Annotated in this window: 19 protein-coding genes and 6 pseudogenes; 5 read left to right on the top strand and 20 right to left on the bottom strand. The window is 73.2% G+C overall.

Features of this window, described 5'->3' with window-relative positions; translation table 11 throughout:
* Positions 1–35: 35 nt before the first annotated feature.
* The 7 genes and pseudogenes from ACSU6L_RS40415 to mobF form a co-directional block, all read right to left on the bottom strand.
* Positions 36–371 carry a hypothetical protein gene (locus tag ACSU6L_RS40415; protein WP_437064656.1) on the bottom strand — a complete coding sequence of 112 codons (336 nt, stop codon included), beginning with the start codon at positions 369–371 and terminating at the stop codon, positions 36–38.
* A 175-nt stretch (positions 372–546) separates the two neighbouring features.
* Positions 547–2148, bottom strand: a complete 1602-nt coding sequence (locus tag ACSU6L_RS40410; RefSeq protein ID WP_437064654.1) for a hypothetical protein — start codon at positions 2146–2148, stop codon at positions 547–549.
* The gene (locus ACSU6L_RS40405; RefSeq protein ID WP_437064652.1) at positions 2040–2366 is read right to left on the bottom strand and encodes a hypothetical protein; all 327 of its coding nucleotides are present in this window, start codon (positions 2364–2366) and stop codon (positions 2040–2042) included. Before ACSU6L_RS40405 ends, ACSU6L_RS40410 begins: the two co-directional genes overlap by 109 nt.
* Positions 2367–2388: 22 nt before the next feature.
* Positions 2389–2712, bottom strand: coding sequence for an AAA family ATPase (locus ACSU6L_RS40400; protein ID WP_437064650.1), 324 nt, complete (start codon positions 2710–2712; stop codon positions 2389–2391).
* Between the two features lie 125 nt (positions 2713–2837).
* Positions 2838–3029 (bottom strand): annotated as a pseudogene (locus ACSU6L_RS40395) (AAA family ATPase); the annotation flags it as partial.
* A 56-nt stretch (positions 3030–3085) separates the two neighbouring features.
* Positions 3086–3670, bottom strand: a complete 585-nt coding sequence (locus ACSU6L_RS40390) for a hypothetical protein (protein WP_437064648.1) — start codon at positions 3668–3670, stop codon at positions 3086–3088.
* Positions 3577–4332, bottom strand: a complete 756-nt coding sequence (gene mobF / locus ACSU6L_RS40385) for a MobF family relaxase (protein ID WP_437064646.1) — start codon at positions 4330–4332, stop codon at positions 3577–3579. Before mobF ends, ACSU6L_RS40390 begins: the two co-directional genes overlap by 94 nt.
* 165 nt (positions 4333–4497) lie before the next feature.
* Here mobF and ACSU6L_RS40380 point away from each other — a divergent pair, with 165 nt between their 5' ends.
* Positions 4498–4896 (top strand): hypothetical protein, encoded by a 399-nt coding sequence (locus ACSU6L_RS40380; protein WP_437064644.1) that lies wholly within the window; start codon positions 4498–4500, stop codon positions 4894–4896.
* A 340-nt stretch (positions 4897–5236) separates the two neighbouring features.
* On the opposite strand, the pseudogene ACSU6L_RS40375 reads toward ACSU6L_RS40380, so the two are convergent.
* Positions 5237–5464 (bottom strand): annotated as a pseudogene (locus ACSU6L_RS40375) (relaxase domain-containing protein); the annotation flags it as partial.
* Positions 5465–5958: 494 nt separating this feature from the next.
* Between ACSU6L_RS40375 and ACSU6L_RS40370 the strand changes: the two are divergent.
* Positions 5959–6639: a hypothetical protein gene (locus ACSU6L_RS40370; RefSeq protein ID WP_437064643.1), complete on the top strand. Its 681-nt coding sequence runs from the start codon at positions 5959–5961 to the stop codon at positions 6637–6639.
* 612 nt (positions 6640–7251) lie between these two features.
* On the opposite strand, the gene ACSU6L_RS40365 is transcribed toward ACSU6L_RS40370, so the two are convergent.
* From ACSU6L_RS40365 to ACSU6L_RS40320, 10 genes and pseudogenes are all read right to left on the bottom strand, one after another.
* Positions 7252–7380 carry a hypothetical protein gene (locus tag ACSU6L_RS40365; protein WP_437064642.1) on the bottom strand — a complete coding sequence of 43 codons (129 nt, stop codon included), beginning with the start codon at positions 7378–7380 and terminating at the stop codon, positions 7252–7254.
* A 320-nt stretch (positions 7381–7700) separates the two neighbouring features.
* Positions 7701–8402, bottom strand: a complete 702-nt coding sequence (locus tag ACSU6L_RS40360) for a GNAT family N-acetyltransferase (protein ID WP_437064640.1) — start codon at positions 8400–8402, stop codon at positions 7701–7703.
* Positions 8403–9133: 731 nt separating this feature from the next.
* Positions 9134–9757 carry a GNAT family N-acetyltransferase gene (locus ACSU6L_RS40355; RefSeq protein WP_437064638.1) on the bottom strand — a complete coding sequence of 208 codons (624 nt, stop codon included), beginning with the start codon at positions 9755–9757 and terminating at the stop codon, positions 9134–9136.
* Positions 9758–10656: 899 nt separating this feature from the next.
* Positions 10657–11106: a hypothetical protein gene (locus ACSU6L_RS40350; RefSeq protein ID WP_437064636.1), complete on the bottom strand. Its 450-nt coding sequence runs from the start codon at positions 11104–11106 to the stop codon at positions 10657–10659.
* A gap of 195 nt (positions 11107–11301) precedes the next feature.
* Positions 11302–12054: a mucin-2 gene (locus tag ACSU6L_RS40345; protein WP_437064635.1), complete on the bottom strand. Its 753-nt coding sequence runs from the start codon at positions 12052–12054 to the stop codon at positions 11302–11304.
* Between the two features lie 447 nt (positions 12055–12501).
* The gene (locus ACSU6L_RS40340) at positions 12502–12831 is read right to left on the bottom strand and encodes a hypothetical protein (protein WP_437064633.1); all 330 of its coding nucleotides are present in this window, start codon (positions 12829–12831) and stop codon (positions 12502–12504) included.
* Between the two features lie 456 nt (positions 12832–13287).
* Positions 13288–14517 (bottom strand): hypothetical protein, encoded by a 1230-nt coding sequence (locus tag ACSU6L_RS40335; RefSeq protein ID WP_437064632.1) that lies wholly within the window; start codon positions 14515–14517, stop codon positions 13288–13290.
* 558 nt (positions 14518–15075) lie between these two features.
* A complete protein-coding gene (locus ACSU6L_RS40330; protein ID WP_437064630.1) occupies positions 15076–15504 on the bottom strand; it encodes a hypothetical protein in 429 nt (142 codons plus the stop codon).
* Positions 15505–15793: 289 nt separating this feature from the next.
* Entirely contained in the window at positions 15794–16825 is a 1032-nt protein-coding gene (locus ACSU6L_RS40325; protein ID WP_437064628.1) for a DUF4192 domain-containing protein, read from the bottom strand.
* A gap of 340 nt (positions 16826–17165) precedes the next feature.
* Positions 17166–17616 (bottom strand): annotated as a pseudogene (locus tag ACSU6L_RS40320) (transposase); the annotation flags it as partial.
* A 40-nt stretch (positions 17617–17656) separates the two neighbouring features.
* Here ACSU6L_RS40320 and ACSU6L_RS40315 point away from each other — a divergent pair.
* The 3 genes and pseudogenes from ACSU6L_RS40315 to ACSU6L_RS40305 all read left to right on the top strand — a co-directional run bounded on the left by ACSU6L_RS40315 (position 17657) and on the right by ACSU6L_RS40305 (position 21185).
* A complete protein-coding gene (locus ACSU6L_RS40315) occupies positions 17657–17983 on the top strand; it encodes a hypothetical protein (RefSeq protein ID WP_437064627.1) in 327 nt (108 codons plus the stop codon).
* Between the two features lie 89 nt (positions 17984–18072).
* Positions 18073–18261: pseudogene (locus ACSU6L_RS40310) on the top strand (IS256 family transposase); the annotation flags it as partial.
* Between the two features lie 437 nt (positions 18262–18698).
* Positions 18699–21185 (top strand): FG-GAP-like repeat-containing protein, encoded by a 2487-nt coding sequence (locus ACSU6L_RS40305; RefSeq protein ID WP_437064625.1) that lies wholly within the window; start codon positions 18699–18701, stop codon positions 21183–21185.
* A gap of 115 nt (positions 21186–21300) precedes the next feature.
* On the opposite strand, the pseudogene ACSU6L_RS40300 reads toward ACSU6L_RS40305, so the two are convergent.
* A pseudogene (locus ACSU6L_RS40300) lies at positions 21301–22113 on the bottom strand (IS5 family transposase).
* Positions 22114–22225: 112 nt separating this feature from the next.
* A pseudogene (locus ACSU6L_RS40295) lies at positions 22226–23165 on the bottom strand (IS5 family transposase).
* Positions 23166–23545 lie beyond the last annotated feature (380 nt).

The raw sequence follows: 23545 nt of genomic DNA, 5'->3' as shown, positions 1-23545 counted from the left end.
AGAGGCCGAAGCCGGCTGGTTGCGCGGCGGGGTGCTCAGCGGGTCGGTGACCGGTGGCTGGGGCGGTGCGTGTCGGGCGGGGACTGGCGCAGCGGCGAGGTCGGCGGCAGGAGTGCGGCGCGTTCGGCGGCGGTGCGGGCCCGTATCTGTTCCAGGCGGTGCTGGACGCGGGCGTGGGTGTACAGGTCGATCGCGTCGGTGAGGTGGTCCCATTCCTCTCCGTCGAGACCTGCCGGGCGCGGGCCGAGGATGTCGGGGCCGGCGCGGTGGTGGCGGCGCCGGTAGTCGCTGATGGCCGTGAGGAGTCTGGTGTAGGTGCGCTGCTCGTCCTCGTCCTCGTCGTCGTGGCCGGGGGCGGTGATCTCCTCCATCCAGGCTTCCGGCAGGGGCTCGCCGGCGAGTACGGCGGTCAGGGCGCGCCGCGCGAGGCGTGCGTCCAGTGCCCCGTAGGACGAGGGGCGACGCCGCGGGGGTCGCGCAGGGCCGGGTGGTCGTGCAGGGGCCCGGTGGGGGGTGGGGTGTCGAGGTGGCTGAGGGCCGCTTCGATCATGACGGAGGCGGGGGCGTCGGTCGGCGGGAGCTGGACCGGGCGGCGCCGTCCGGTGAGGGCGCGGATGCGGGCGTCCAGGTCGTCCCAGGCCATAGCGGCGTCGGGCTCGGCGGGGCGCGGGCCCAGTCCGGGGACGGCGGTGATGGCGTGGCGGGTGCGCCACAGTTCCACGAGCGCGGCGGTGGTGGCCCAGGCGTGGCGGCGGCGGGGGCGCTGGCAGGTGGCGGGTGGCCGAGCGGGCGGGCCCAGGCGGGCGGGGCGGCGGCCAGGGTGTGGCCGCGGTCGGCGAGGGCGCGGGCCAGGACGCGGTGGCGTTCGGCGAGGTGAGTGACCCAGTGTGCGGGGGTGCCGGGGTGGATTAGGGCGTGGGAGTCGGCGACCCAGTCAGGTATCTGCCCGCGGTGGTTGGGACGGTGCGGGGCGTGGTCGGGCAGACGTTCACGGAAGCGGAGTTCGGCTTTGATCTTGTCGGAGACGGCGTCGGCGCGGGCCAGCGCGGCGCGCGCGGAGTGTCGGCGATCGGCTGTGGAGGCGCGCCGTGTCTGAAGGGTGCGGCGCATCGCGGCCAGTGAGGTGGCGCCGGGGGCAGCGCTGCCGGTGGCCCGCTCGCGCTGGAAGTCCTCGCGTGCGGCGTCGCGCCAGTTCAGGGCGCGGCGCAGCCGGGTTTCGCGGGTGAGGTCGGCGATCACCTGCCGGGCCGTGTCGGAGAGCGGGGTTCTGTTCGTCTGGGCGCGGCGGATCTGGGTGCGCACCATGGCGAGGTGGGCGGCGAGCTTGCGGCGGGTCAGCTCGCCCATGGGGCGCTGGTCCCAGGCGGGGTGGGTGTGGCCGGCGCGGGTGGTGACTGACGCGGGCAGGTGGGTGAAGGCGGCGTCGGCCGCCTTGAGCGCCTCCCGCGCGGCGGCCCGGTGGGCGGCGGCGAGCCGGGTGAGGGTGTGCAGCTGGACCAGGGTGAGGGCGGCCAGCGGCCGGTGCCGGTTGTCCTGCTGGGCTTCGGTAGCGTCCTGCAGGCGCTGGCGCAGCCGCCAGGTCAGCACCGCTGAGGGGTCGTCCGCGTCGCCGAAGCCGCGCTTGGGCACGGTGTTCGAGAGCAGGCGGGGCAAGTCGAACCCGGCCCGTTCGGCGTCGTGGAGCACTCGGATCAGGGCGGGGTAGGCGTCGGCGGCCATGAACATCGCGGCCCGGCCGGGGCCCAGGGCCTGCTCGATGAGGCCGGTCAGCCGGGCGGTGGTGGCGCGCGAGGTGACGTCGGCGAACTCGGCGGAGAGCTGTCCGGGCGCGGCGATCTCGCGTTGCAGGGCGGCGATCGACTCGGTCGCCGACAGCTGAGCGCGGCGCCGTGCGGCGATGGAGGTGAGGACGTCGTCGAGGCGGTCGCCATCCTCGAGTACGACGTAGAGGCGGTTGGTGCGGGCGCCGCGGGTCAGCTGGACGTAGACGCCTTCGCGGTGGGAGCGGGCGGAGGCCAGCGCGTGGGAGGTGTCCACCGTCATGCCCTGGGCGCGGTGGATGGTGGAGGCGTAGCCGAGTTCACACTGGGCGGCCAGGTAGTGGGCGGGCAGGCGGATGCGGCCGCGGTGCTGGGTGTGGCGGACCACCACGTCCCCCCGGGCAGGAGCTGCTGTACGGTCCAGGTGTCGCCGTTCTTCACGAAGTCCCTGCCGCCGCGCACGGTCATGCGGCGGCGGTTGAGGCGGGTGACGATGATGTCGCCGACGTGTGCGCGCTGCCCGGCACGCAGCGCGGCGCCCTGACGGGTGTCGACGGTGCCGGCGGCGATGTGCCAGGCCTGGGCGCGCAGGTTGAGCGCGGTCACGGTCGCGGTGTCGGCGGCCTCATCAGCGAGGTGAGGCCCTTGCCGAGGTCCCCCGCCCAGGCGGTGAAGACCATGAGGCGACGATCCGGCCCTTGTTGCGGTACCAGTCGAAGGCCGCCCGGTTGTTCTCGCCGTCGCGCAGGATCAGGGAGGCGTCGGCCTCGCCGGGCACGCGGAAGCGGTGCAGCTGGTCGAGTTCGATCGCGCCGCCGGCGCGGGCGATGAGCCGCAGGGCTCCCCCGGCCTCGACGGCGGCGAGCTGGTGGGGGTCGCCGAGCAGGCGCACCACCGCACCCGCGGCCGCCGCATCGGTGAGGATCCGGTCGAGCAGGAGGGTGCCGGCCATGCCCGCCTCGTCGACCAGGACGACGTCGCCGGGCGCAACCGGAAGGCCTTGCCGACGGTCTTGGCGTCGGCGGCGCGGCCGCGCTGGTGCAGCCAGGAGTGCAGGGTGTGGGCGCGCCGGTCGAGGTCGCTGCCGAGGACTTTCGCCGCGCGGGCGGATGGTGCGAGCGGGATCAGCCGTCCGCCGGCCGCGTCGACGGCGCGGGCCACCAGCCGCATCGCCGTGGTCTTTCCTGCGCCGGCCGGGCCGAGGCCGGCCAGCAGCAGCTTCTCGGAACACGCGAAGCTCAAGGCGAGTGCGCGTTGTCCGGTGTCCATCGGGCCGCGGTGCAGGGCCGCGGTGCGGGCGAAGGTGCCCCGCCCGACCGGCGGGATCACCGCGGTGCGGGCGGCGGCCAGGAGCCGGTTCTCGGCGGCGGCAGCGAGTGGGTGGTGTAGGTGGCTGAGCCGATGGGCCGGTAGACGGAGGTTCCGTCCGCGCGCTGGAGGTCGGGGTGTGGGGGGTTGATCTCGGGTGGGGTGATGTCCAGGCAGTCGCTGTGGGCGAGGACTTGGTCGGTGATCTGCTCGGCCGCCTGGGGTGCGGCGGTGGCCCCTGCCAGGGTCCGCATCAGGCAGCGGCGCGCCTCGGCCGGCACGTGGCGGCGGCGGAACGTCGTACGCCGCTCGGTCACCGCCGCCAGGACGTCCTCGGCCGCCGCGGCGATGTCGAGTCCCGCGGGGGCGGGCCGGTCCCCAGTGGCGGCGCGGGCGGTGGCGAGCAGGTTGTCGACGGTCGCGCGGTCGGTGGCCGCGATCGCCCGGTGCCGCCAGTCGGCGAGCAGCTCGTTCAGGGAGCGGGCCTGGCGTTTGGGTGGGCGGGTCTTCACGGTGGCCTGCCAGCGCAGCCGGGTGCGGGCCGGCTGTCCGGGTTGCCGGCCGTGGCGGCGCCGGTAGTCGTCGAAAAGGGTGTCGGCCATGGTGCGCACGCGTGGGAGCGCTGCGCGAACGCGGCCCGCAGCCGCCGGTCGATGCCGGCGATGTGCATCACCGGCCGCTGGCCGGGGGTGACCTCGGCCTCTTTCGTGGCCAGGCCCAGACGGGAGCAGACGAGTTCGAGGGAGCGCTGGTTGAACAGCTCGCTGGCGGCCACGATGTCGCGCAGCAGGAGGCGGGAGTCCAGGTTGCGCCAGCGCCCGTCGGGGCCTTTCACGCGCGGGGAGATGACCACGTGCTCGTGCAGCATCGGATCGCCCGCGCGGGATTCGTAGTGCAGGTAGACGGTGGCGAGCAGCCCGGGTTCGGCCTGCTGCTGGGCCACGCCGCCCGGGCCGGTGCGCACCGCGAGGGCGTTGTGTTCCAGCCAGGCCAGGGCTTCTGAGCGGGCCTGGGCCAGGACCTCGAGGACGGCCCTGCGCACTGTCGGGCCGCCGAGCGCGAAGAGCAGCGACAGCTCCTCGGAGGAGAAGGTGAGGTCGTATCCGGTGACGGCGCGGCGCTGCGGGCCGGTGCGGGCGGCCAGGTAGCGGCCGAGTTCGGCGCCGTCGGCGGGGGCCCGGTGGTACTCGGCCTCGAAGGCCCGTGCCGCGCACCGCATCCGCACCTGTTTCGTCTCGGCTTTCGTCAGCGTGGTTCTGTTCACGAGTTCCGACGGCAGATGTGCACGACATCGGGAGGCGCACCGCCCGGGCCGTGGTCGATGTTCACGAGAACGGGAGGCACCTCGTCGTCGCTTCCCCCCGGCCGGGTGGAGGTAGGTGTCGGCCGGGCCACGCGCCGACTTCAGCGCGCCCCATAGGGTGGTCTGATGTTCGATCGTTTGGAGATCCAGGTGTTGCCGCCGGGACCCCGGTTCGCTGCCCAGTTGCGGTTCTCGGTCAACGGCGAGGACGTGATCGAAGGGGCGGTCTACGAGGGCGGCCGCGGGCCGTTCGCGGCTGATGTGCTGCCTGCCGGCCGGCCCAGCCTCCTGCGGGCGACCAGCGAGGCGCGCCGTCTGGAGCTGGGGGAACCGGAGTGCACCGGCGGTTGCTGCGGTTTCCTGTCCGTCGTCGTGCAGCGGTTCGGGGACATCGTGCAGTGGTCGGACTGGGAGGTTCCGCACGCCCCCGCCTCCCCGCCACCGGAGTTCCACTTTGACGCCGGCCAGTACGACGCCGAAGTGGCTCGCGCTGAGGCAGACCGGTGGTGGCAGGTCCACACGTAGTCCAGCACGGCACCACCCTGCCCGGCTGCGGGCTCTTACCGTCGCCGAGTCCTTGGGCAAGGGGAACGCCCCCAGCCGGCCCGGTGCTGTCGAAACTCGTGAACATCCCGACCAGGCCGCGGCCGCCAACCGCCTCCCGAACCGACGTCGAAGTGCTGTCCGTTCTCGTGAACAGAGCCATCAGCGGGCGGCACAACTGCTCGCTGAGGGACTGTGAGACCTGTTCGATGTCCTCATCGAGCGGGGAGCGTTCGGCCAGGCGCGGTACGGCCGGTCCGAGCTTGGCGGCCTTCATGGCCTGCTTGAGCGAGGCCCCCGCGCCCAGTTCGCGCGCGGCGATCTCCTCGGCGTCGGGGTGCATGCCGAGCCCGAACAGGGCCCGCATCTGCGCGTCGCTCACGAGCCCGGACAGCCCCAGAGCGCGGGCGGCCTGCCCGTGCCACACGCCGGGCGGTACCCCGGGCACGCTGGAGGACACCGTCAGCTCGGTGCCCGGTGCACCGTCGCCGCGGGCGATGTTGCGCCGGTAGTAGCGCTCCCGCCCCGCGGTGATCGCGTTCGCTGTCATCCCCACGACGCCAGAAGATCACCGTGCACAGGGCTAGTGCGGGCACAGGCCGGCTTCGGGCCCCGAACCTCCCAGGGTCCGAAAAGCGACCTGCAATCGCGTCCCGCAGGAAGGGAAAACGTCCCGCGAGCTCGGGCGGGCGTCAAAAGTGCCAGAGGTGTACGGGGACCGACCCGCCACCGGTCGGCGGTCACACACCCGTGCCCTCACCAAACCCACCACCGACCAGGCTCCCCCGGCCTCCACACACCACCGGCACCCACCGACACCCCGGGTTCCGGTGCCACCCCTCACCAGAAGCCGCTCTGCCCCCGGGGTCCACTCCCCCACTCGTTGCGGCGTCGTCCCGTGAGCGGGACCGGGCGCGGCGGCGGGCGTGTTACGGCCTGGGACGCGGACGCCTGTACCGGGCTGGCGGGGGTGCGGGCGTCTGAGACTGGCCGGGCGCGGCCCGCCAGAGGGGTGGGCGCGAGCTGGCCGGGAGGTGGCTTGTGGTGGCGTCGGGCCGGACCAAGGGCAAGGGGAGGAACAGCGGGGTGCTGGCGCGGCGGAAGGCGGCGTTGGAGCGTGCCGCTCAGCGGATGGCGGAGCGGCGGCGGGAGGCGGAGGAGGCGGAGGCGGAGCGGCTGCGGCGGGAGGCGGCGTTCGATGAGCTGGTGGCCGACTTCGAGCTGGCGGAGGAGGAGGCGGCGGCGGTGGTCGCCGAGGTGGAGGAGGAGCTGGCTCGGGTGCGGGAGCGCGGCCAGGCGCGGATCGACGCGGCGCGGGGGGCGGCGGCGCGGGTCGTGCTGGCGATGGGTGAGGCTGGGGAGACGGTGGCCGGGTGCGGGCACCGGTTGGGTGTGGGGGTGGAGCGGGTCAAGGAGCTGCGGCGGCTGGGGCGCGAGCGCCTGGCCGCGGAGGGTCCGGGCTCGGCGCCGGAGAAGGTGAAGGCGGGCGCCCCGGGGCAGACGACGGTGCCGGAGGGGGCGGCGGGCGCGCCGGGGCGGGCGGGCACGGCGCGGGGCGGGGAGGCGGCACCGGTCACGGCTCCCCCGGTGACGGCTCCGGCCGCTCCGGCACGGTCCGTTCTTCCGGCCGCTCCCCCGGGTGGTCTTTCGACCGGTGCGTCGGCCGGGCCTTCGGGGGCGCCGGGCGGTGGGGCGCAGTCGGGGTGGCCGGAGTCGTCACGGTGACGGTGGGACGTGGTGGGCATGGAGCGGCCCCGGCTGCCGCGTGGGGGTGCGGTGGCCGGGGCCGGGGGGTGGGGGTCAGCGCTGCTGGTTCGACCAGGGTGCGGCGGGGCGCTGCGGGGTGGCGGTCTGGGGGTGGGCGCCTGCTGCTGGGGCGGGTAGGAGGCGGCGGGGGCGGCGGCCTGCTGCTGCCAGGCGGCAGGTGCGGCGGCCTGCTGGGGGGTTGCGGCTTGGGGCGGGGGGACGTGGCCGGTGAAGCGGTGGGGGGAGGGTGACCTCCTCGAATGATGTCGGTGTCCGGGTGGGTCTCGGGGACCGTGATGTGGTCGACGGTGCTGAAGAGACCGGCGAACTGGGCGAGTTCGTTGATGGTGGTCTCGTGCCTCCCGGCGCTCCCCCCTTCTGGTTGTGGCCTTAAGCCTGCGGGTTCGCTTGGGACGGTAGGCGGGGCGGGGAGCGGGCGGGGTGGGTGCCGGGGTGTGGGTGCCGGGGGGCGGGATGCGGGGTGGGATGGCGGGAGCGCGGGGCGGGGAACACGGGGCGGCCCCGCGCCGGACGGGGTGTCGAGCACGGGGCCGGGGGCGGTGGCGGGGGCGGGTTATTCGGTGATGTAGGTCAGTTCCATGTAGTGGTCCCGAGGACGGAGCGGGCGTCGGTGCCCGGCCCCCAGCCGTCGGCGTGGACGATGTGGGGCTGGCGGCCGTTCTCGTCTGGGATGTCGGCGGGGTGCTGGCCGTTGCTCATGAGGTAGGTGCCGTCGTCCTTGACCCACCACAGGCGGGGTGCGGGTTCGGTTTCTCCGTAGCCGAGGGCGTGTTCGGGTGCGCGGTGCCCGCGTGCGGCCGGGGGCCGGGGCGGGCGCGGCGGGATGTGACGGTGGGGTGCCGGGGGGTTAGGGAGACAAAACACGAGTGTGGGAGGCGGGCGGTACGGCTTCCGGGGTGCTGGTGCAGGGGGGCGGGGCGGGTTGGTCAGTCGTCTGGCCTGGGCGCGCGGGGGCGCGAGTGTGGGGGTGCCGGCCCCCGCGCCGGATGGAGGTGCCTGAGCGCGGGGTGGCTGCGGGGTCAGGTGAGGAGCTGGCCGTCGTGGAAGTGGGCGGTGGGCGGCATGTCCCAGCCGGGCTGGAGGCCGGTGATCACCGGTCCGGGGGCGCCGGGGACGGTGCGGATGTGGACGTCGGGGTGCAGGGGCTTGATGGCGGTCATGAACGGTGCGGGCTGGGTCAGTCCCATGGCGGCGTGGGGCATGACGATGGTGATGTGGTGGGCGGTGGTGTAGCCCATGCGCTTGTAGAGGGGGGCGAGTTCGGGTTTGTGGAGGAGAGTGGCGAGTCGGTAGCCGGTGTGGCGTGCTCGGTTTTCTGTCTCGGTGAGCAGGGTGCGGGCGATGCCCTGTCGGCGGCGGTTGGGTGTGACGGCCAGGCCGTAGATGAGGATGGCGGTACTGCTGAGCAGGTCGGCCAGTTCGGGGTCATGCCTGGTCACGGGGTGTTCGTGAGCCCAGTCGGGGAAGGACGCGAAGACCGCGCCAACCGGTTTGGGGTTGGGGCTGCGGCGGGAGTGGGCGGTCAGGCACAGGGCGGGGCCGTGGGTGAACGGCCGGCGCAGCGGGGGCAGGGTGAGGATCTGTTCGGCTTCGGGGGGTAGCTGCTCGCCGAAGGTGGTGAGGGTGAGCAGAGCGAGGTAGTCGGTGTGGTCCGGTCGTCGCAGTGGCGCCACATCTATGCGGGCGGCGCGGGTGGCGGCCGTGGGGACCGTGGGGGTCATGGGGCTGGCTTCTTTCGGGCGGTGAGGTGGAGGTTGAGCCCGCCCGGGGCGCCAGTGAGGCGTGGCGGGCGGGGTTGACGTTGGCCGCCCGCGCGGCAAGCACCGCAAGGCCGTTGCCGGGTTGGTGGCGGGCGGGCCGGATGCGTGGCGGGGCGTGGGGGCGGGCCGGCCGTTGGCGGCGTTCGGCTGGCCGTGCGGGCCCGGTGCGGCGGGGGTGTGGGGGGCTGGCTGCGTTCGGTGGGAGGCAGGACGGGCTGGCCGGGTGCGGCGGGGGCGCGGGGTTGGCCGGGCCGGGCGTTTTGCGGGGTGTGCGGGGAGGCGGGCGGCGGCCCCGGGCCGGGACGGGGGTGCCAGGGGCCCGGCACGGGCCGCCGGGGGATGTGTGCGGCGCGGGTACGCGGGCGGCCCCGTCCCTGGGGCAGGGGCGGGGCCAGGCTGCTTGACCGTGCCGGGGATGCAGGGGCGGGACGGGCTGTCCGGGTTCGTCGGCGGGGGCTGTGGTGCGTGCTTCCTCCGGTAGCGGGGCGGTGCGGGGGTCGACGTTGGGCGCGGGGCGGGGCGACACGGCGCGGATGCGTGCGTGGGGCCCCGCCCTTGGGCAGGGGCGGGGCCCGGGTTGGGGTGGGGGTCAGCGGTGGCTGGTGGCGCGCGGCTGGTGGGTGTGGACGTGGGCGTGGCCTGCCGTGTGGTTGCGGGTGCGGGGCGGTGGGCCGTGGGTTGGTGTCGGTGGGTTAGTTCAGGAGGCCGGTGAGGGTGGTGTAGCCGCGCTGGACGGTGAGGGTGACGGTGGGGTCGAGTGGCTTGATGGCGTACTTCCAGCCCGGTGCGTGGTGGGTGAACAGTCCGGCGGGCGCAAGGTCCACGGCCAGGCGCGGGAGGGTGGTGTAGCCGTGGGCTGTGAAGAAGCGCTTGTTGTGGTGTTCGTGGCGCAGGGTCAGGGCCCGGTATCCGGCGTGGCGGAAGTCTGTTTCGACGCGGGCCAGGATGCGGGTGGCGATTCCTTGGCGGCGGTAGTCGGGGTGGACGGCGATGGTGTCGATGGTGCTGACCCGGTGGGTGAGGGTGCGGCGGATGCGGGCGGGGATCTGCGGGTCGAGCATCCACAGGCCTGGGCCGACGTGGACGGCTCCGACGGGGGTGCCGTCGGTGGTTTCGGCGAACAGGAAGTGGTTCACGCCGTGGGAGAACGGTCCGCCTTCGGCGCTGAGGGCCGCAGCGACGGTGTTCTTGAGGGCGGGGAGTTGGTGAGGGGGAAGGTGGAGGTCGACGAGCAGGGTGAGGTCGAAGTATGTGTCGAGCCCGTCGGCCCGCACGGGGCGGATCGTGACGGCGGGGGTGTGGGCGTGGGTGGTCATGGGGTGCCTTTTCGGTCCGGGAGAGCGAGGGGCGGGGCTCCTGTGCAGGGCGGGGAGCTCGGCGGCACGGGGAACCGTGACGGGGCGGGGGGGGTTAGCGGGGCAACCGGCCCGTAGTAGGGGGTGCGGCGGATGCGGGCGGGCCGCGTGCCTGGGGCCGGGGCACGTCGGCCCCGCCCCGGGGGCTGGGTGGCGGCGGGGCGGGGCCGGGGCGAGGTGTCCGGAGAGCGGGGCCGGGTGAGGTTGGAGGAACGCGTCAGCCGGGCACCCCCGCCGAGGGGACCCCGCGGGGGCCCCGTGCCGGGGGTGGCGCGGGGCTGGGGGTTGGCGGGTGCTGACCGGCTCGGCTGGGCGGGGGCAGGCAGGGGGGTAGGGGCGGCGACGGTCCGGGCGGTCACCGTGCCCCAGGGTCGGCGGGTAGGGGCGCTGGGGGTTCCTGCGGCCTGGCGGGACGGGCGCGCCGGCGGTGCGGCCGGAAAAGGCGGGGCGGGGCGGCTGCTGCTCGTGCCTGGCGGTGCCGGGCACGCGGTGCACGAATCGGCGGGGCCTTCATCGGGCCGGCTGAAGAGCAGTCCGGGCCGCGCGCGGGGCGGGAGGGGGGCCTGCACCCGGCGCGGGGCGGGAGGGGGGCCTGCACCCGGCGCGGCCCGGTCGGGCCGGGCGGCGCGGCCCGATCGGGTCAGGGCTGCCGCTGCTCGTGCCCGGCGGTGCCGGGCGCGGCGCACGAGGGGGGCGGGGTCCGTGCGGGGCGCTGCGGCTGAACGCAGGATCCGGCACGGGGCTGCTAGCGGCACAACCCCTGGCGGCCGCGGTGGGTGGCGGTGGGTGTGCGGGCGGCCCCATGTGCGCACCGGCCCTGCCTGCGGGTGCAGGACAGGGCCGGAGTGCGGGTGCGGGGGTCAGCGGCGGCTGCTGGCGCGAGTACCGGCCAGGCCGACCAGGGTGGTGGGCTCGGGGACGGTGGAGAAGCCGTAGGGGTCGACGCTGAGGTGGATGATCCAGTGGCCGGGGCCGGTGGCCTTGATGACGTCGCCGGTGGAGACGGAACGGATGTCGGCGGGCCACCTCTGGCCGTTGTCGTCGGGACGCTGGCGGTTGCCGACGGTGTAGGCGGCGTCGGCGGCGGCCTCGTGATCGCGGATGCGGTCGCTGGCGTGGAAGACCAGCCGCAGGGGCGTGTTGTCGGCGCGGGTGGCGGCGGCGAGGGGGTGGTGAGGCTGGTAGCCGTGGAAGCTGTCGGGGTGGGTGTTCAGGTAGACGGTGGCGGTGTAGACGCCGGGGGTGAGGTCGCTGTCGGCGGGGTTGATGCGGGCGGAGACGGTGCAGGGGCGCATCACGGCGGTCGTCACGGCGGGGACTCCCATCAGGCAGGCGGGGTGCTGGTTGACGGGAGTGAGGGTGCGATGGCGGGCGGTTAGGCGGGCAACACCTTCGGACCGGGGGCGGGGGTTCGCGAGGGGCGGGTAACGCGGGGGCGGCCCGCCCTGCGGGGTGTGGCCGGAGGCGGGCCGTCGGGTATGCGGTCCGGGGGCCGGGCGGGTGGGTCAGGGGGTCAGGTCGGCCAGGAGGGCAGTCGCGTTGTCCGCGTAGACCTGGTTCGGGTCGAGGGAGCGGCTGGTCTTGACGGCGGTGTCGACGGCCAGGTTCACCAGGTCCCGGACGGTGGGAATCAGGTCGTCGCCGTCGCACTGGGTGAACAGGCAGTGCCGGGCGTCCTCGTGGGGCTCGTACGCGCCGTCCGAGGCGAGCAGCAGGCGGCAGGGGCCGGTGATCTTTCGGGTGGTGGTCTCGATCGCGGGGTGGCCGTAGCGGCGCTGCCTGTCCTCGTCGGTGGCGTCGGAGCCGAGGAACGAGGTGATGTGGTTCCGGTTGCCGCCGTAGGGATAGGTGGCGGTGGGGGGGTAGACGCGGCGCTTGTTGTGGTCCTCGGTGAGGCGCACTGCGGTCCCGTGCTCCATCAGGTACGCGCGGGAGTCGCCGCACCAGGCGACCATCAGGGGCTGGCCGGGGGCCTTGACGGCGACCACGGCCGCCGCCTTGTGCTCGCTGCCGTAGTGAGCGGCGTCCTCCCGGTGGAGGTTGTAGACGTGGCGCAGGCCGGCCTCGGCGTCGCCGCGGCGGGCGGCGGCGCCAGCGATCTGCCGGGCGGCGGCGAGGGCCCACCGGTGGGTTGCCGCTCGGCGGCCGAGGCCGTCCAGGAGGACGTACGCGCGGGTGCCGTTGACGGTGCGGACGGCGGTGGCGTCGCACTGGCCGGGGTCGGTTCCGGTGTGCTGGGCGGTGGCGTAGGTGCGCATGAGTAGGGGTTCCCTTCAACGGGCCGACGGCGAGTGAGAGGGCCGCCCCCGGGGAGAGGTGAGGGGCGGTCCGAGGGGCGGGGGGATCCGGCGGCCGGGGGCTCGACCGCACCCGGGTGAGGGGCGTGGTGCGGGAGCATCTCCACCGGCACCCCCGACACTCCCCCAGCCGGGGGGCAACCCCCGCAACAGCGGGCCGAAGACGGCGGGGCACGGTGCATCCGGTCGGCAAGCGGCACGGCGGCACGGCGGCCGTGAGAAGCCCGCCCCGGTGGCGGGGCGGGCCTCCCCTGCGCGGGCGGGCTGGCCACTGGCCGCTGGGCCGGGCATGCGAGGGAGCAGCAGCACGGTGAGGGCGGGGCGCGGCCGCATGCGACGCGGGTGGTTGGACGGCGGCGGCCCCGCGCCGGGACGGGAGTGTCCGGGCGCGAGGCCGGGTGCTGGCGGTTACAGGGCGTGGCCGTTGCAGTCCTCGCGGGGGTCGGTGTCCTCGGCGGTGGTCATGGCTTCGATGTCCTGCCATGACTGGGGGTGCTTGTACGCCCGGTGCGGTTCGCCGGCCAGGACGTGTGCGGCGTTGCGGCGGGCGGTTTCGCGAGCACGCTTGATGCGTTCGGCGGTCTGTTCGGGTGTGGCGTTGGGGGATGCCGTCTCTCGGGCGAAGTCGGCTGCTTCGTCGGCGACTTCGTCCAAGGTGGCGTCGTACATCACGAGGTCGTCGACGATGGTGGAGTAGACGGCGAGCCGGCCGTCGGGCTGGAGCACGATCTGTCGCATGGGTGGCCGGTTTCCCTTTCGAGGTGAGGTGTGGGCGGCACGGCTGGCGGGGCCGGAGGCCGGGCGGTCGAGCCCCCGGGTGAGGGGGTGGTGCGGGAGCGTCTTCCGGCACCCCCGACACTCCTCCAGCCGGGGGCAAGCCCCGCAAGGCTGTGCGGGGGCGGGACGGTGCCGAGCGCAGCGCGGCAGGCCGGACGGCGGGCGGGATGTGTGCCGGGCAGGCCGGTCGATGGCGAGCTGATCCGCCGTTGGTCCGGGTGACGCTGATGGCCTGCCACGGGTCCCAGGCGCGGGGCCTCGTAACGGGCCGTGCTCGCCATCGGCGAGGGTGAACAGGTCCGGGATCGGTGGGGTGGAGTGAAGGGGCGGAAGCAGGTGGTGGTGTCGGCCCCTGGACGCACCGACGCCCCGCTCCCGGCGTGCCGGGAGCGGGGCGTCGACGAGGGCGGCCGGGCGTCAGCGGGTCAGCTCGGCCTCGTGCCGGCGCCATGCGCGCTCGGCGGTCGTCGGGTACTCGTAGAGCCCGACCGGGGAGACCTCGGCGGTGCGGGTGACCACGCCGTACCGGCTCCCGGCGCCGTGGCCGGTGCGGAACGTCCAGGCGACCGGCTCGTCCTCGCCCGGGTTGTGGATCGGCTGGAAGCCGCTGGCGTCGGGGTGGACCCGGGTCGCGGCCTCGCGGGCGTCGTCCTCGGCGAGGGCGACTCCGACGGTCGGGTCGGCCTTGCGGAGGTAGTCGAGGGCTTCGCCCAGCTCGGTGAGGGCGGCGCGCCACTTTGGGTTGGTCGGGTCGGGCTCGGTGCGGACCCGGAGAAGGGCGGCGTTGCTGCGGCGGTGCGCGGCGAGGACGTCCTCCCAGTTCGCCCGCAGGCAGTTCCCGGCGATCCACTCGCCTGCGCCCTCGACGACGACCCGGGCGGGTTCCCCGGTGACGGCCGGGGCCATTGCCTCGACGGTGCGGGTGACGCCGTCGGCGCAGACGATCCGGTCCCCCTTGCGGAACACCGGGCCCTCAACCTCCCCGGCGGGCTCCTCGACGGGCTCCTCGTCGACGGGAGCGGTGCCGCCGTTGCGGACGATCAGCAGCAGGCGGGTGAGGACGTCGCCGGGCTGCTGCTGGAGCTGGGCGTACGCAGCGCTGTCGTCCGCTTCCTCGATCCGCGCCTCGGTCATCTGCGCCATGTACTCGTGCCGGACGCTGCGGGCGGCGTCGGCCCGGGTGGGGATGCGCGGTCCACGGGAGACGGCCCCGGTGGACGTGACCCAGCCGTGGCCGCGGTCGTGGTTGACGCCGACGACGAAGGTCCAGCCGATCGGGTCGGCCGAGTGGTCGCCGTTGAGGAGCACGGGCTGGAAGTGGCGGGCGCTGGAGTGGACGAGGACGCGTGCCCGGGTGCGAGCGCGGATCTCGCGGCGGACGGCGTCGCGCAGGGCCTGTGCCCCGCCGTGGTCGGCGGGCTCGCAGGGCTCGACCTCGGCGCGCTCCTCGTTCGGGCCGGCAACGTACTCCAGCTTGCTCACCAGGTGCCAGCCGAACGCGGCGAGGACGTCCGGGGTGTCGTGCATGGGGCGGACGGCGATCAGGGCGACGTCGTCCGCCTGGCCCTGCTCGCGGATGGTGATGCGCAGCTCGCGGTATCCGGGGGCGGCCTGGACGATCGCGGCGGTGGCGAAGTGACGGCTCATGTGGGGTGTTTCCTCTCGGGTGGGATGGCCCGCCCCGGCCGGTCGGCCGGGGCGGAAGAACCGGGGGCAGGCTCCCGGGGCCCGCCAAAGGCGGGTGGCGGCGCCGTACAGGTGGCTCTCGCGGCCGCCTGCGTCCCGGCTGTCGCGAGCGGTGCCGGGCTGCATCGTTCAGACCTCGACGATCACTAGAGGCTCGCCCGCGACCTGCTCGCGGGCGGCCACGGCCGGGGACGGGGTGCCGGACCGCCCCGGGGGGAGGGGCGGGTCCGGCGGCCGGGGGCTCGACCGCACCCGGGTGAGGGGCGTGGTGCGGGAGCGCCTTCCGGCACCCCCGACACTCCCCCAGCCGGGGGGCAACCCCCGCAACAGCGGGCCGAAGACGGCGGGGCACGGTGTATCCGGGCCGCCAGACGGCACGGCGGCCGTGTGAGGCCCGCCCTGGTGGCGGGGCGGGCCTCCCCTGCCGGGCGGGCCGGCCGCTGGCCGCTGGGCCGGGTGTGCGAGGGAGCAGCAGCGCGGCACGTTGAGCAAGCAGCGGATGATGGGGCGGGTCGGGTACTACGCCGGGATGGCGTCCCAGTCGATGCGGGGCGCGCCGCCCGCGAGTTGGGCGAGCGCGGCGAGCACGGTGGATGCCTTGGTGCAGGAGGCGAAGAGCCGTCCGGCGTCGTTGCCGGTCAGGTGCAGTTCCCGCTGGGCGACGATCCAGACGGGCAGGGCCTGGCTGCCGGGCTTGTGGGCGAGGGTCTGGGTGGCGCGGCTGCCGTGGGAGTCGGCGGGACCGTCGACGACTTCGAGGGTGTGGCCGGTGAAGTGGGCGGCGTATCCGGCGACGCACAGGGTCGTCCCGCACGGGGAGTCGGCCTTGTGGGGCGGGGTGTCGGGGTGGAGCAGGGTGGTTCCGCGAAGCCAGGCGCTGGGGTCGTAGTGGCGGGGGTGGGTGAGGATCGCGCTGCGGATGCGGGCTGCGAGCTCGGGGTTCGGCATGGTCGGGTTCCTTCTCGTTGGGTGGGAGGCGCCGACGTTGCCCCGTGGGGGCCCTAGCCGCGCACCGCCGGCCGCGGTGCCTGCGGGCGGCCCGGGCGGGCCCGTCGCGGCGGGACTGCCCGGCACGGGCGGTTGTTCGGGGCGCGGGGCGGGCGGAGGTGAGCAGCGCGCGGCAGGCGGGGCTGGGCGCGACGGCGTCGGGGGTGGGGGGTGGGGGGTGGGGACGTGAGGCGGCCCCGAGCCCGGGCGGATGCCGCAGGTTCGGGGCCGGTGGCCGGCAGGCGGGGGGTCAGTCGGTGGGGCGTCCGGCTCGGGCGAGTTCCTTGAGCTGCTGCGTGGAGATGGGCAGGTTGAACGCGGCCCGCAGCAGGGCGGGCAGGGAGGCAGCGGGATCGAGGCGGCATGCCCGGCGCAGAGCGAGACGGGCGAGGGCCTGGTCGTCGTCGTACCATGCGCTGACGGCCAGGAGCGTCAACGGCGCGCAGGCGAGGGCCTCGTGAGGGCCGACGGCGGCGGTGGCGAGGTAGGTGAACAGGCGGCGGGCGGCGGGGTTGGTGTGGGTGTCGGGCAGGCTCATGGCCCAGTCGCGGACCAGGCGGTCACTCAGGGTGTGGAGGAGGGTGGCGGTGTCGGCCGGGGGCAGTGTGGTGGTGGCAGGGTCGGCGAAGGCGGTGGCTGCCTGTTCCAGGAGCGTGTGGGCGGTGGCGGGCCGGACAGCGCCGCGGTGGTTGGCTGTCGCGGCGGTGTCCAGCGCGGTGCGCAGGGTGTCGGCGGCGGGGCCGGTCAGGGGGGCGAAGGTGGTGGTGAGGGCGTCCTCGCTGAGGGCGGGGAGCTGTCCGGCGACGGTGAACGCGACGGTTGCGGGTCCGGGGGTGGTGTCCGGCAGGGGGGTTCCGGGGCCCGGCGTGATGTCGTGGGTGATGTCCCACCACTGGTTGGCGCTGATGCACAGGGTCAGCGGGACGGTGACGCGGTGGTGGGTGAAGGCGGCGCGCAGGAGCCCGGCCAAGGGCGCGAGGCGGGTGGCGACCGTTCGGCCGGACTGGCCGGGTGCCGGTTCGTCGAGGAGGTAGAGCACGGCGGAGTCGGGCGTGCGCGCGTTGAACTGGTCGGTGATCGCGCGGGCCGCCTCGGCAGCGAAGTCGAACCATTCCCACGCGGCCGGCGGGAGGTCCAGGCGGGCGGCACAGGTGAAGCGGCCGTCGTGGAAGATGGCGGCGGCCACGGACGTGCGGGGCTGGTAGCCGAGGAGGTAGGGCAAGGCCTCGGCGAGGTCGGCGGGGGTGTTCAGGCGGACGGCGGCGGACTCGGGGCGGGACATGCGGGGCTCCGTTTCAGGACCGGGCTGGTGTGGCCTCACGGTGCGCAGGCGGGGAGTTAGCGCAGCAACCACCGGCGCGAGGCCCGAGGAGCGGCATCACGCGGGCCGGTGCCGGAGCCTGCGCACGGGCCGCGACGCGACGGACGGGACCCTCGGGCATGGGCGGCAGCGCGCGGCCCCCGGGGCTACGCGCGGCAGGCAGGGGCGGGGACGCGAGGCGGCCCCGAGCCCGGGCGGATGCCGCAGGTTCGGGGCCGGTCGGTGGGGTGGTGGGCGGGGGCGGTGGCGTGGGCTATGGGGTGGTCGTGACGTCGATGGTGTAGCCGGTGTTGTTGAAGGGGCGTTTGGCGCGGGCCGGGGCAGTCACCTGGTGCCGGTAGAAGCCGGAGCGGGACACCCAAGGACCCGGCACAGCCGCTTCACGCCGAAGTCGGCGCGGTTGTCGGAGATGAAGTCCCAGCGGCGGGGCCTCACTTCATCTCCCGAGCGAAATAGGCGGCTGCCCGGCGCAGGATCTCGCGTTCCAGCTGCCATTCCTTCTCCCCGTGTCGCAGCCGGGCGTTCTCGGCCCGCAGCCGTGCCAGTTCCCCATCCGGGCTCTCGCCGCCGTCGGGCCCACGGCGTTCAGGCGTCTGCTGGGCGGCGTCCTTGCGGACCCAGGCCCGCAGTGTCTCCCCGGTGATCCCGTGTTCAGCGGCCACCGCCGCATACGTGCGCTTCCCGCCAGCCGCGCGGTACAGCGCGACGGCGTCCTTCCGGAACTCCTCCGAGTACGGAGACTGGCGTCCCACCTGGACATCCCTTCCTGGACCTTCAAGATCCATTGTCAGGGTGTCCACTCCAAGGGAGCAGCCTCAGTGGGAGCCGGAGACCGAGGGCGCGGCCGCCGTGTTCGCCCAGCTCGCGCTCGGCGAGCAGCATCTGGCCCGGGCGTGGGCTCTGTCGCCGCGCACCTCGTGGGCCGAGGCCGCCGACCTGGTCGGCGTCACCGCGGCGGACGCCGTCGGCGTCCGCCGCAAGCTCCGCCGCCTGGGCATCCGTCACCAGAAGCGGAAGGCGGCCGCCCGCTCCGCGCGCGTGGAGGAACAGGCGGCCAGCGACGCCACGCGCAGGCCGTCAGCGCGTGCGGGCGGAGGCCGGTGGAACAGAATCTATTGACTGCCTGGTACGTCCCGTTGTGCTGTCCATCCGGGATAGCGTGCAGGTCTCGGGTTCCTTGATGCGGGGCAGGATCGGAACCTCGGGGGCTGCGGACCCGGGTCACCCGCGGCGTCGGATACCGCACCGCCGCCCTGGCCATGGTCTTCGGGCTCGTCGAGTCTGCCCAGCAGCGGTGGCGGGCGGTGAACGCACTCCACCTCGTCGCCCTCGTCCGGGCCGGGGCCCGCTTCGGACGCGGCCATCTCGTTGAACGCCCCGCCATCCTCGCGGCATGAGGTCTGTCCACCGTGACCGACCACCACACGTACGACACGAGCACCCACACTGCCAGCGAGCTGCTGCTCACCATCACGGTGACAATCACGTCACCGATCTCGGCCTGCACGTCCTCCCAGGTACGTGACAGGGTCTTGAGGCGTCTTTGGCCTATGGCTCCGATGCCTCTTTCAACGACCTCGCCGGACGCTCGCCGTGCCGGGTTCGGCGGTGTCGAGGACGAGCCGGGCGAGGGCGAGCGCACATGCCACGGTTTGCGTCATTGTCGGCGAGAACAGTGAGCCGCCGAACCGTCGGGAAGCCGGCCGCGTCTCTCCAAAGGTCGGGCGCCTGGTTCGTGATGTGGGCAAGCCAGCGCCCGGCTGCTCACCGTTGCCCCGCCGGCCCCTGTCGCTTCTTCAGTGCCGCAGTCGGCGCTACTCTACAAGGAGGAAACATGACAAGACCCCTCTTAGGTGCAGGCGGCGGCCGCATCTGGTGCAGACCGGGCATGGCGAAACCGGGCGGCGGGCACAGGGCGCTCAAGGGCCCACTCGCATGGCTCATGGCCGCGGTGGCCGCCGCGACGCTGCTGGTGGTTGCTGAGCCGGGGGCGACCCCGGCGCAGGCCGTCTCCCGGCCCCTGTCCTCGACGCCGTTCATCACCTTGAATTTGCAAGGTTCCAATCAGGGTCTGAGGTGGCAGGACACCATCAGGCCGTTCATGCAGCAGGTGCAGATGGTGATGCTGCAGGAGGTGGGTGCCGATCCGCCGCCGGAGAGTGATCGGCCCGATGTCCCCGGACCTGACACCCAGATCATCGGGGGGGAAGAGGTCAGGCACGTCCCTTGGGCGCCGGAGAGCAGCACCAGGGGCCCGCTTCCCTACCACGTGTACTTCCTGCAGACCGACGACAACGGCGGCAGCGGCACAGGCGGTCGGGTCAACATCGCCACCGTGACCCGCGACGAACCGGATGATCTCGCGGTAGTGGTCAATCCCCGGGCTCGTGGTCGCACAGCGCTGGGCCTCCGCTACGGTTCCACCTGGTACTTCAACTTCCACGCACTGTCCAACGGCGGTACCGACTCAGCTCGCATGGTTGCCGAGATCGCCAGAACGGTTGAGGACTGGGGCCGGCAAGACGGGATCAACTACACCTGGGTGGTGGCGGGTGACTTCAACCGCCAACCGGCGGACCTCACTACGGATCCGGGCGCCCCGGACGTACAAGGATACTTCTACCGAACCTACCTGCCTACGCACCAAAGCGGTCGCGAGTTGGACTACGCCGTCTCCAACGACCAGGTCATCGGGCACCAGGTCTACCGGCTTCATGGTGTGGGCGGGGATCACTATCCCGTGCAAGTCGGTGGAATCCGGGCCCGGGGCGAGGTGGACCCGCCGCCGCTTCGTGACGACATCGTCCTGGGCCCCCAGGGGGATTCGATCACTGTCGGCGAGAACAGCACCAACAAGAACGGCTACCGCCTTCCCCTGTGGAATGACCTCACGCCGTCGGCGCTCGAAGACGGGTTGATCAGCATCGACGGGAAGCGATTCAAGCGAGATTTCGTGGGTGACCAGCGCTCGGGCACCCTACCCGATCGTGACCATGACGGAGTCTCCGGCGAGCGGATTGACGAGATCATGGAACGGGTGGACTGCACGGTGCCCGCCTATCGGCCCAATGTGGTGACGCTGCATGCCGGAACGAACGACATGAACCAGAACAGGGACCTGGCCACCGCGCCGGACCGGCTCGGCGCCCTGATTGACCAGGTCCTGCACGACGCACCCGAGGCGGTCGTCATCGTCGCCACCCTCATCCCCTCCACGAAAGACGGCCTGCAGCCCAGGATCGACGCCTACAACGCCCGGATCCCCGACCTGGTGAGACAGCGGCAGGAGCAGGGCAAGCACGTCCTTCTGGCGGACATGAGCACGGTGACCACCGATGACGTGGACGGCTCCCATCCCAATGACACCGGCTACCGGAAGATCGCCGACGTCTTCTACAACGAGATCTGGAGAGCGGCCGGTCTCGGCTGGATCAAGAAGCCCGTTCCCGGTAGCGGGAAGGAGTGCCCAGAGGAGGCGGGCAGCAAGGCCGGTCCGGGGTGGCGTGCACTGGGAGTCATCGCGCCTGGTATGGAGTACCCCGAGGGCCGGACCGACATCGTCGAACTCAACGGCGACAACCGTGGTGACTATGTTCGGATGAGTGGCAGCGGCGGCATACGGGTCGCCCTCAACACTGCCGGTGAACCCGGCAAGCCCGACTGGGTCGAGGTGGGAATGCACTACCCCAGTCACCCGTGGGGACCCGCATCAGTGACGCGGTTCGCCGACCTCAACGGTGACGGCCGCGACGACATCGTGACATTCCCAGGCTTCTCGGAGAAGTTTGTTGAGTTCTTTGAGAATCTAGGCGTCAAGGACGGACGGATCCAATGGGGAGATCCACGGATAATCTTCGCTCCCATCACCGGCATTCCCCTTGAGGCCGTCCGCTTCGCGGACATCGACGGTGATGGCCGAGACGACCTCCTTCGCGTCGGTGAGAACGGCACCGTCCATGCCTACGTGAACGAGCCGGGAGACCGGATCGAGACGCCCCGATGGGTGGAACGGCTCAACTGGGCTCCCGGGGTCCGGTACGGATCCAGGGACAAGCTCCGCCTCGCCGACGTCAACGGTGACCGCAAAGCCGACTACCTGATGGTCGGTAACAGTGGTGCTGTCCACGCCTACATCAACAACGGCGGAAGGGGCAGCGGCGGCTTCACTGAACGGCTGAACTTCGTCAACGAAACCGGCTATCCCGGTGACAAGTCGGTGTTCCGCGACATCAGCGGCGACGGCAGGGCCGACTACCTCGTCGTCTATGACGGCGGATCCGTCCGCGCCTGGCTCAACCGAGGCGGAAACACCGGGCCGTGACCTGCGGGACTCCGTCCAGCAAACGAGAGCCGGCATCCTCGGCACGCCAAGGATGCGACGACGGCCGTTAGTTCTAGGAGCCCACGCACGGTCGCCCTAGGTAGCGTCTTGTCGATCACTTCTCGAGCCAGATGAGTGTGCTGGCCAGGGTGATGGCGGCGAGGTAGCGGCCGGGCTGTTTGTCGTAGCGGTGGCGATGCCGCGCCATTGCTTGAGGCGGTGGAAGCAGCGTTCGACGACGTTGCGGCGGCGGTAGACGGCTCTGTCGAAGCCGCAGGGCCGTTCACGGCGCCGGCGTCGGCCCGCGAGCTGGTCGACACGTTCGGGGATGGTCGCCTTGATTCCGCGTCTGCGCAGGTAGGCGCGGAAGGAGCGGGCCGAGTAGCCCTTGTCTGCCACCACCCGCCCGGGCCGGACACGGGGCCGTCCCGGTCCGGGCCGGATGACGCGGATCTTGTCGATGACCGTCTCGGCCTGGGTGCAGTCGTTGCGGGTGCCGGCCGTGACCGTGAAGGACAACGGCCGGCCCCGCCCGACGCAGGCCAGGTGGATCTTGCTGGTCAGCCCGCCGCGGGAGCGTCCGAGCCCACGCTCGTCGAGCCCCCTTTGGCGGCCGTGTGCTGATGGGCCCGCACGATCGTGGAGTCCAGCGCGACCAGCCAGTCCACCTCCGCCCGCCCCTGGGCCGCGGCCAGGAGCCGGTCGAAGGTTCCGTCGGCGGCCCAGCGCGCGAAGCGTCCGTGCACGGTCTGCCAGGGCCCGAACCGCTCCGGCAGATCTCTTTCCAGGGCAGCCCTGTGCGGAACTTGAACACGATGCCTTCGAGGACCTGGCGGTGGTCTCGCCACCTGCCTCGGGCCCGGCCCGCTGGCGGCAGCAACGGCTCGATCAACGACCACGCGGCGTCAGATATCTCCCCACCCCTCACAGGTAGTCCAACGATCGGATGATCGGAAAGACACTGCCTAGCGCCCATTCAGTGAGGTGCAGAGAAGGAAGAAGATCAGGCATGCCGAAACCGTGGAGGCCGACGTCGTCGGCTACACCGCGCGGCTGCGCGGTCGCGGGCTCTCGTGGTCCGCCTCCCCAATGGCGGGATCGCGCTCACCCAGTCTCTGAAGGCTCCGCCCGCAGCGGAGGCCGGCGAGGTAACGGGCGGCCAGTTTGTCGAAACGGGTGGCCACGGCCCGGAACTGCTTGAGCCTGCTGAAGCAGCGTTCGACGACGTTGCGGGTCTTGTACTGCTCGGAGTCGAACGCCGGCGGTCGTCCGCCGGCCGATCCACGGCGCCGTCGGCTCGCGACCTGGTCGGCCCGTTCAGGGATGACCGCCCGGATGCCGCGCCGCCGTAAGCCGGACCGGATGGCCCGCGAGGAATACGCCTTGTCAGCGATGACCGTCTCGGGCCTGCGACGGGGCCGGCCCACGGTCAAGCGGGGCACCCGCACCGCATCCAGCACCGAGTCGAACGCGGTGGAGTCGTTGACGTTGCCCGGCGTACGACGACGGCCAAGGGAAGACCGCGGCCGTCCGCCGCGAGGTGGACCTTGGTGGTCAGCCCGCCGCGGGACCGGCCGAGGGCCTGGCCAGGCGCCTGATGTGGCGGATCTTCCAGTGCGTCCGCCGCCGGTGCCCCCTTTTGCGGGCACCGGCGGCGTGCTGGTGTGCGCGGTTGATGGTGGAGTCGATCGACACGGTCCATTCAACGACGCCAACCGCGTCGTCGAGGACCTGGACGTGCTCGAGCAGCCTCGCCCACGTCCCGTCCCGCTCCCAGCGGGCGAAGCGTTCATAGACCGTCTGCCACGGTCCGTAGCGCTCGGGGAGGTCCCGCCAGGGCGCCCCCGTCCGCAACCGCCACAACACGCCGTTCACGACCTGCCGGTGATCCCGCCAGGGCCGTCCGCGACCATCCGCACCCGGCAGCATCGGAGCTATTCGCTCCCAGGCTGCATCCGTCAACTCACCCCGACCAACCACAAGATCAATTATCAGACACGACCTAGGCCGCACAGAGCTGGCGGAGTGGGGGTTCCAGGTAGTACTGGGCGTTGGTCTCGCCGCCGAACACCAGCTGTATCGATTGCCTCATTGCACAGTCCGCACTGCCGTTGGAGCATGAGCTGCCGCTGCCGGACGGGGCATTACTCGCCGAACCGCGGTGTGCCGTGTCCCGGTGTACATGGGCAGGTGACGTGTGCGCCGAGTTCGGGTTGCGGGCAACGAGGATCGAGCCGTCGTCGTCGGGCTCATACCAGGTGACGTTTGCGGGGACCGGGCGTCCGGCACTGTTGCGGGGCAGGCGGGCGGCAGAGGCCGGGATGGGGACGCTGCGCCAAGACGGGCTCATCAATCACTCC

The organism is Streptomyces sp. enrichment culture (assembly GCF_964272855.1).
Taxonomy (GTDB): domain Bacteria; phylum Actinomycetota; class Actinomycetes; order Streptomycetales; family Streptomycetaceae; genus Streptomyces.
This window is presented reverse-complemented; position numbering and strand designations above follow the sequence as displayed.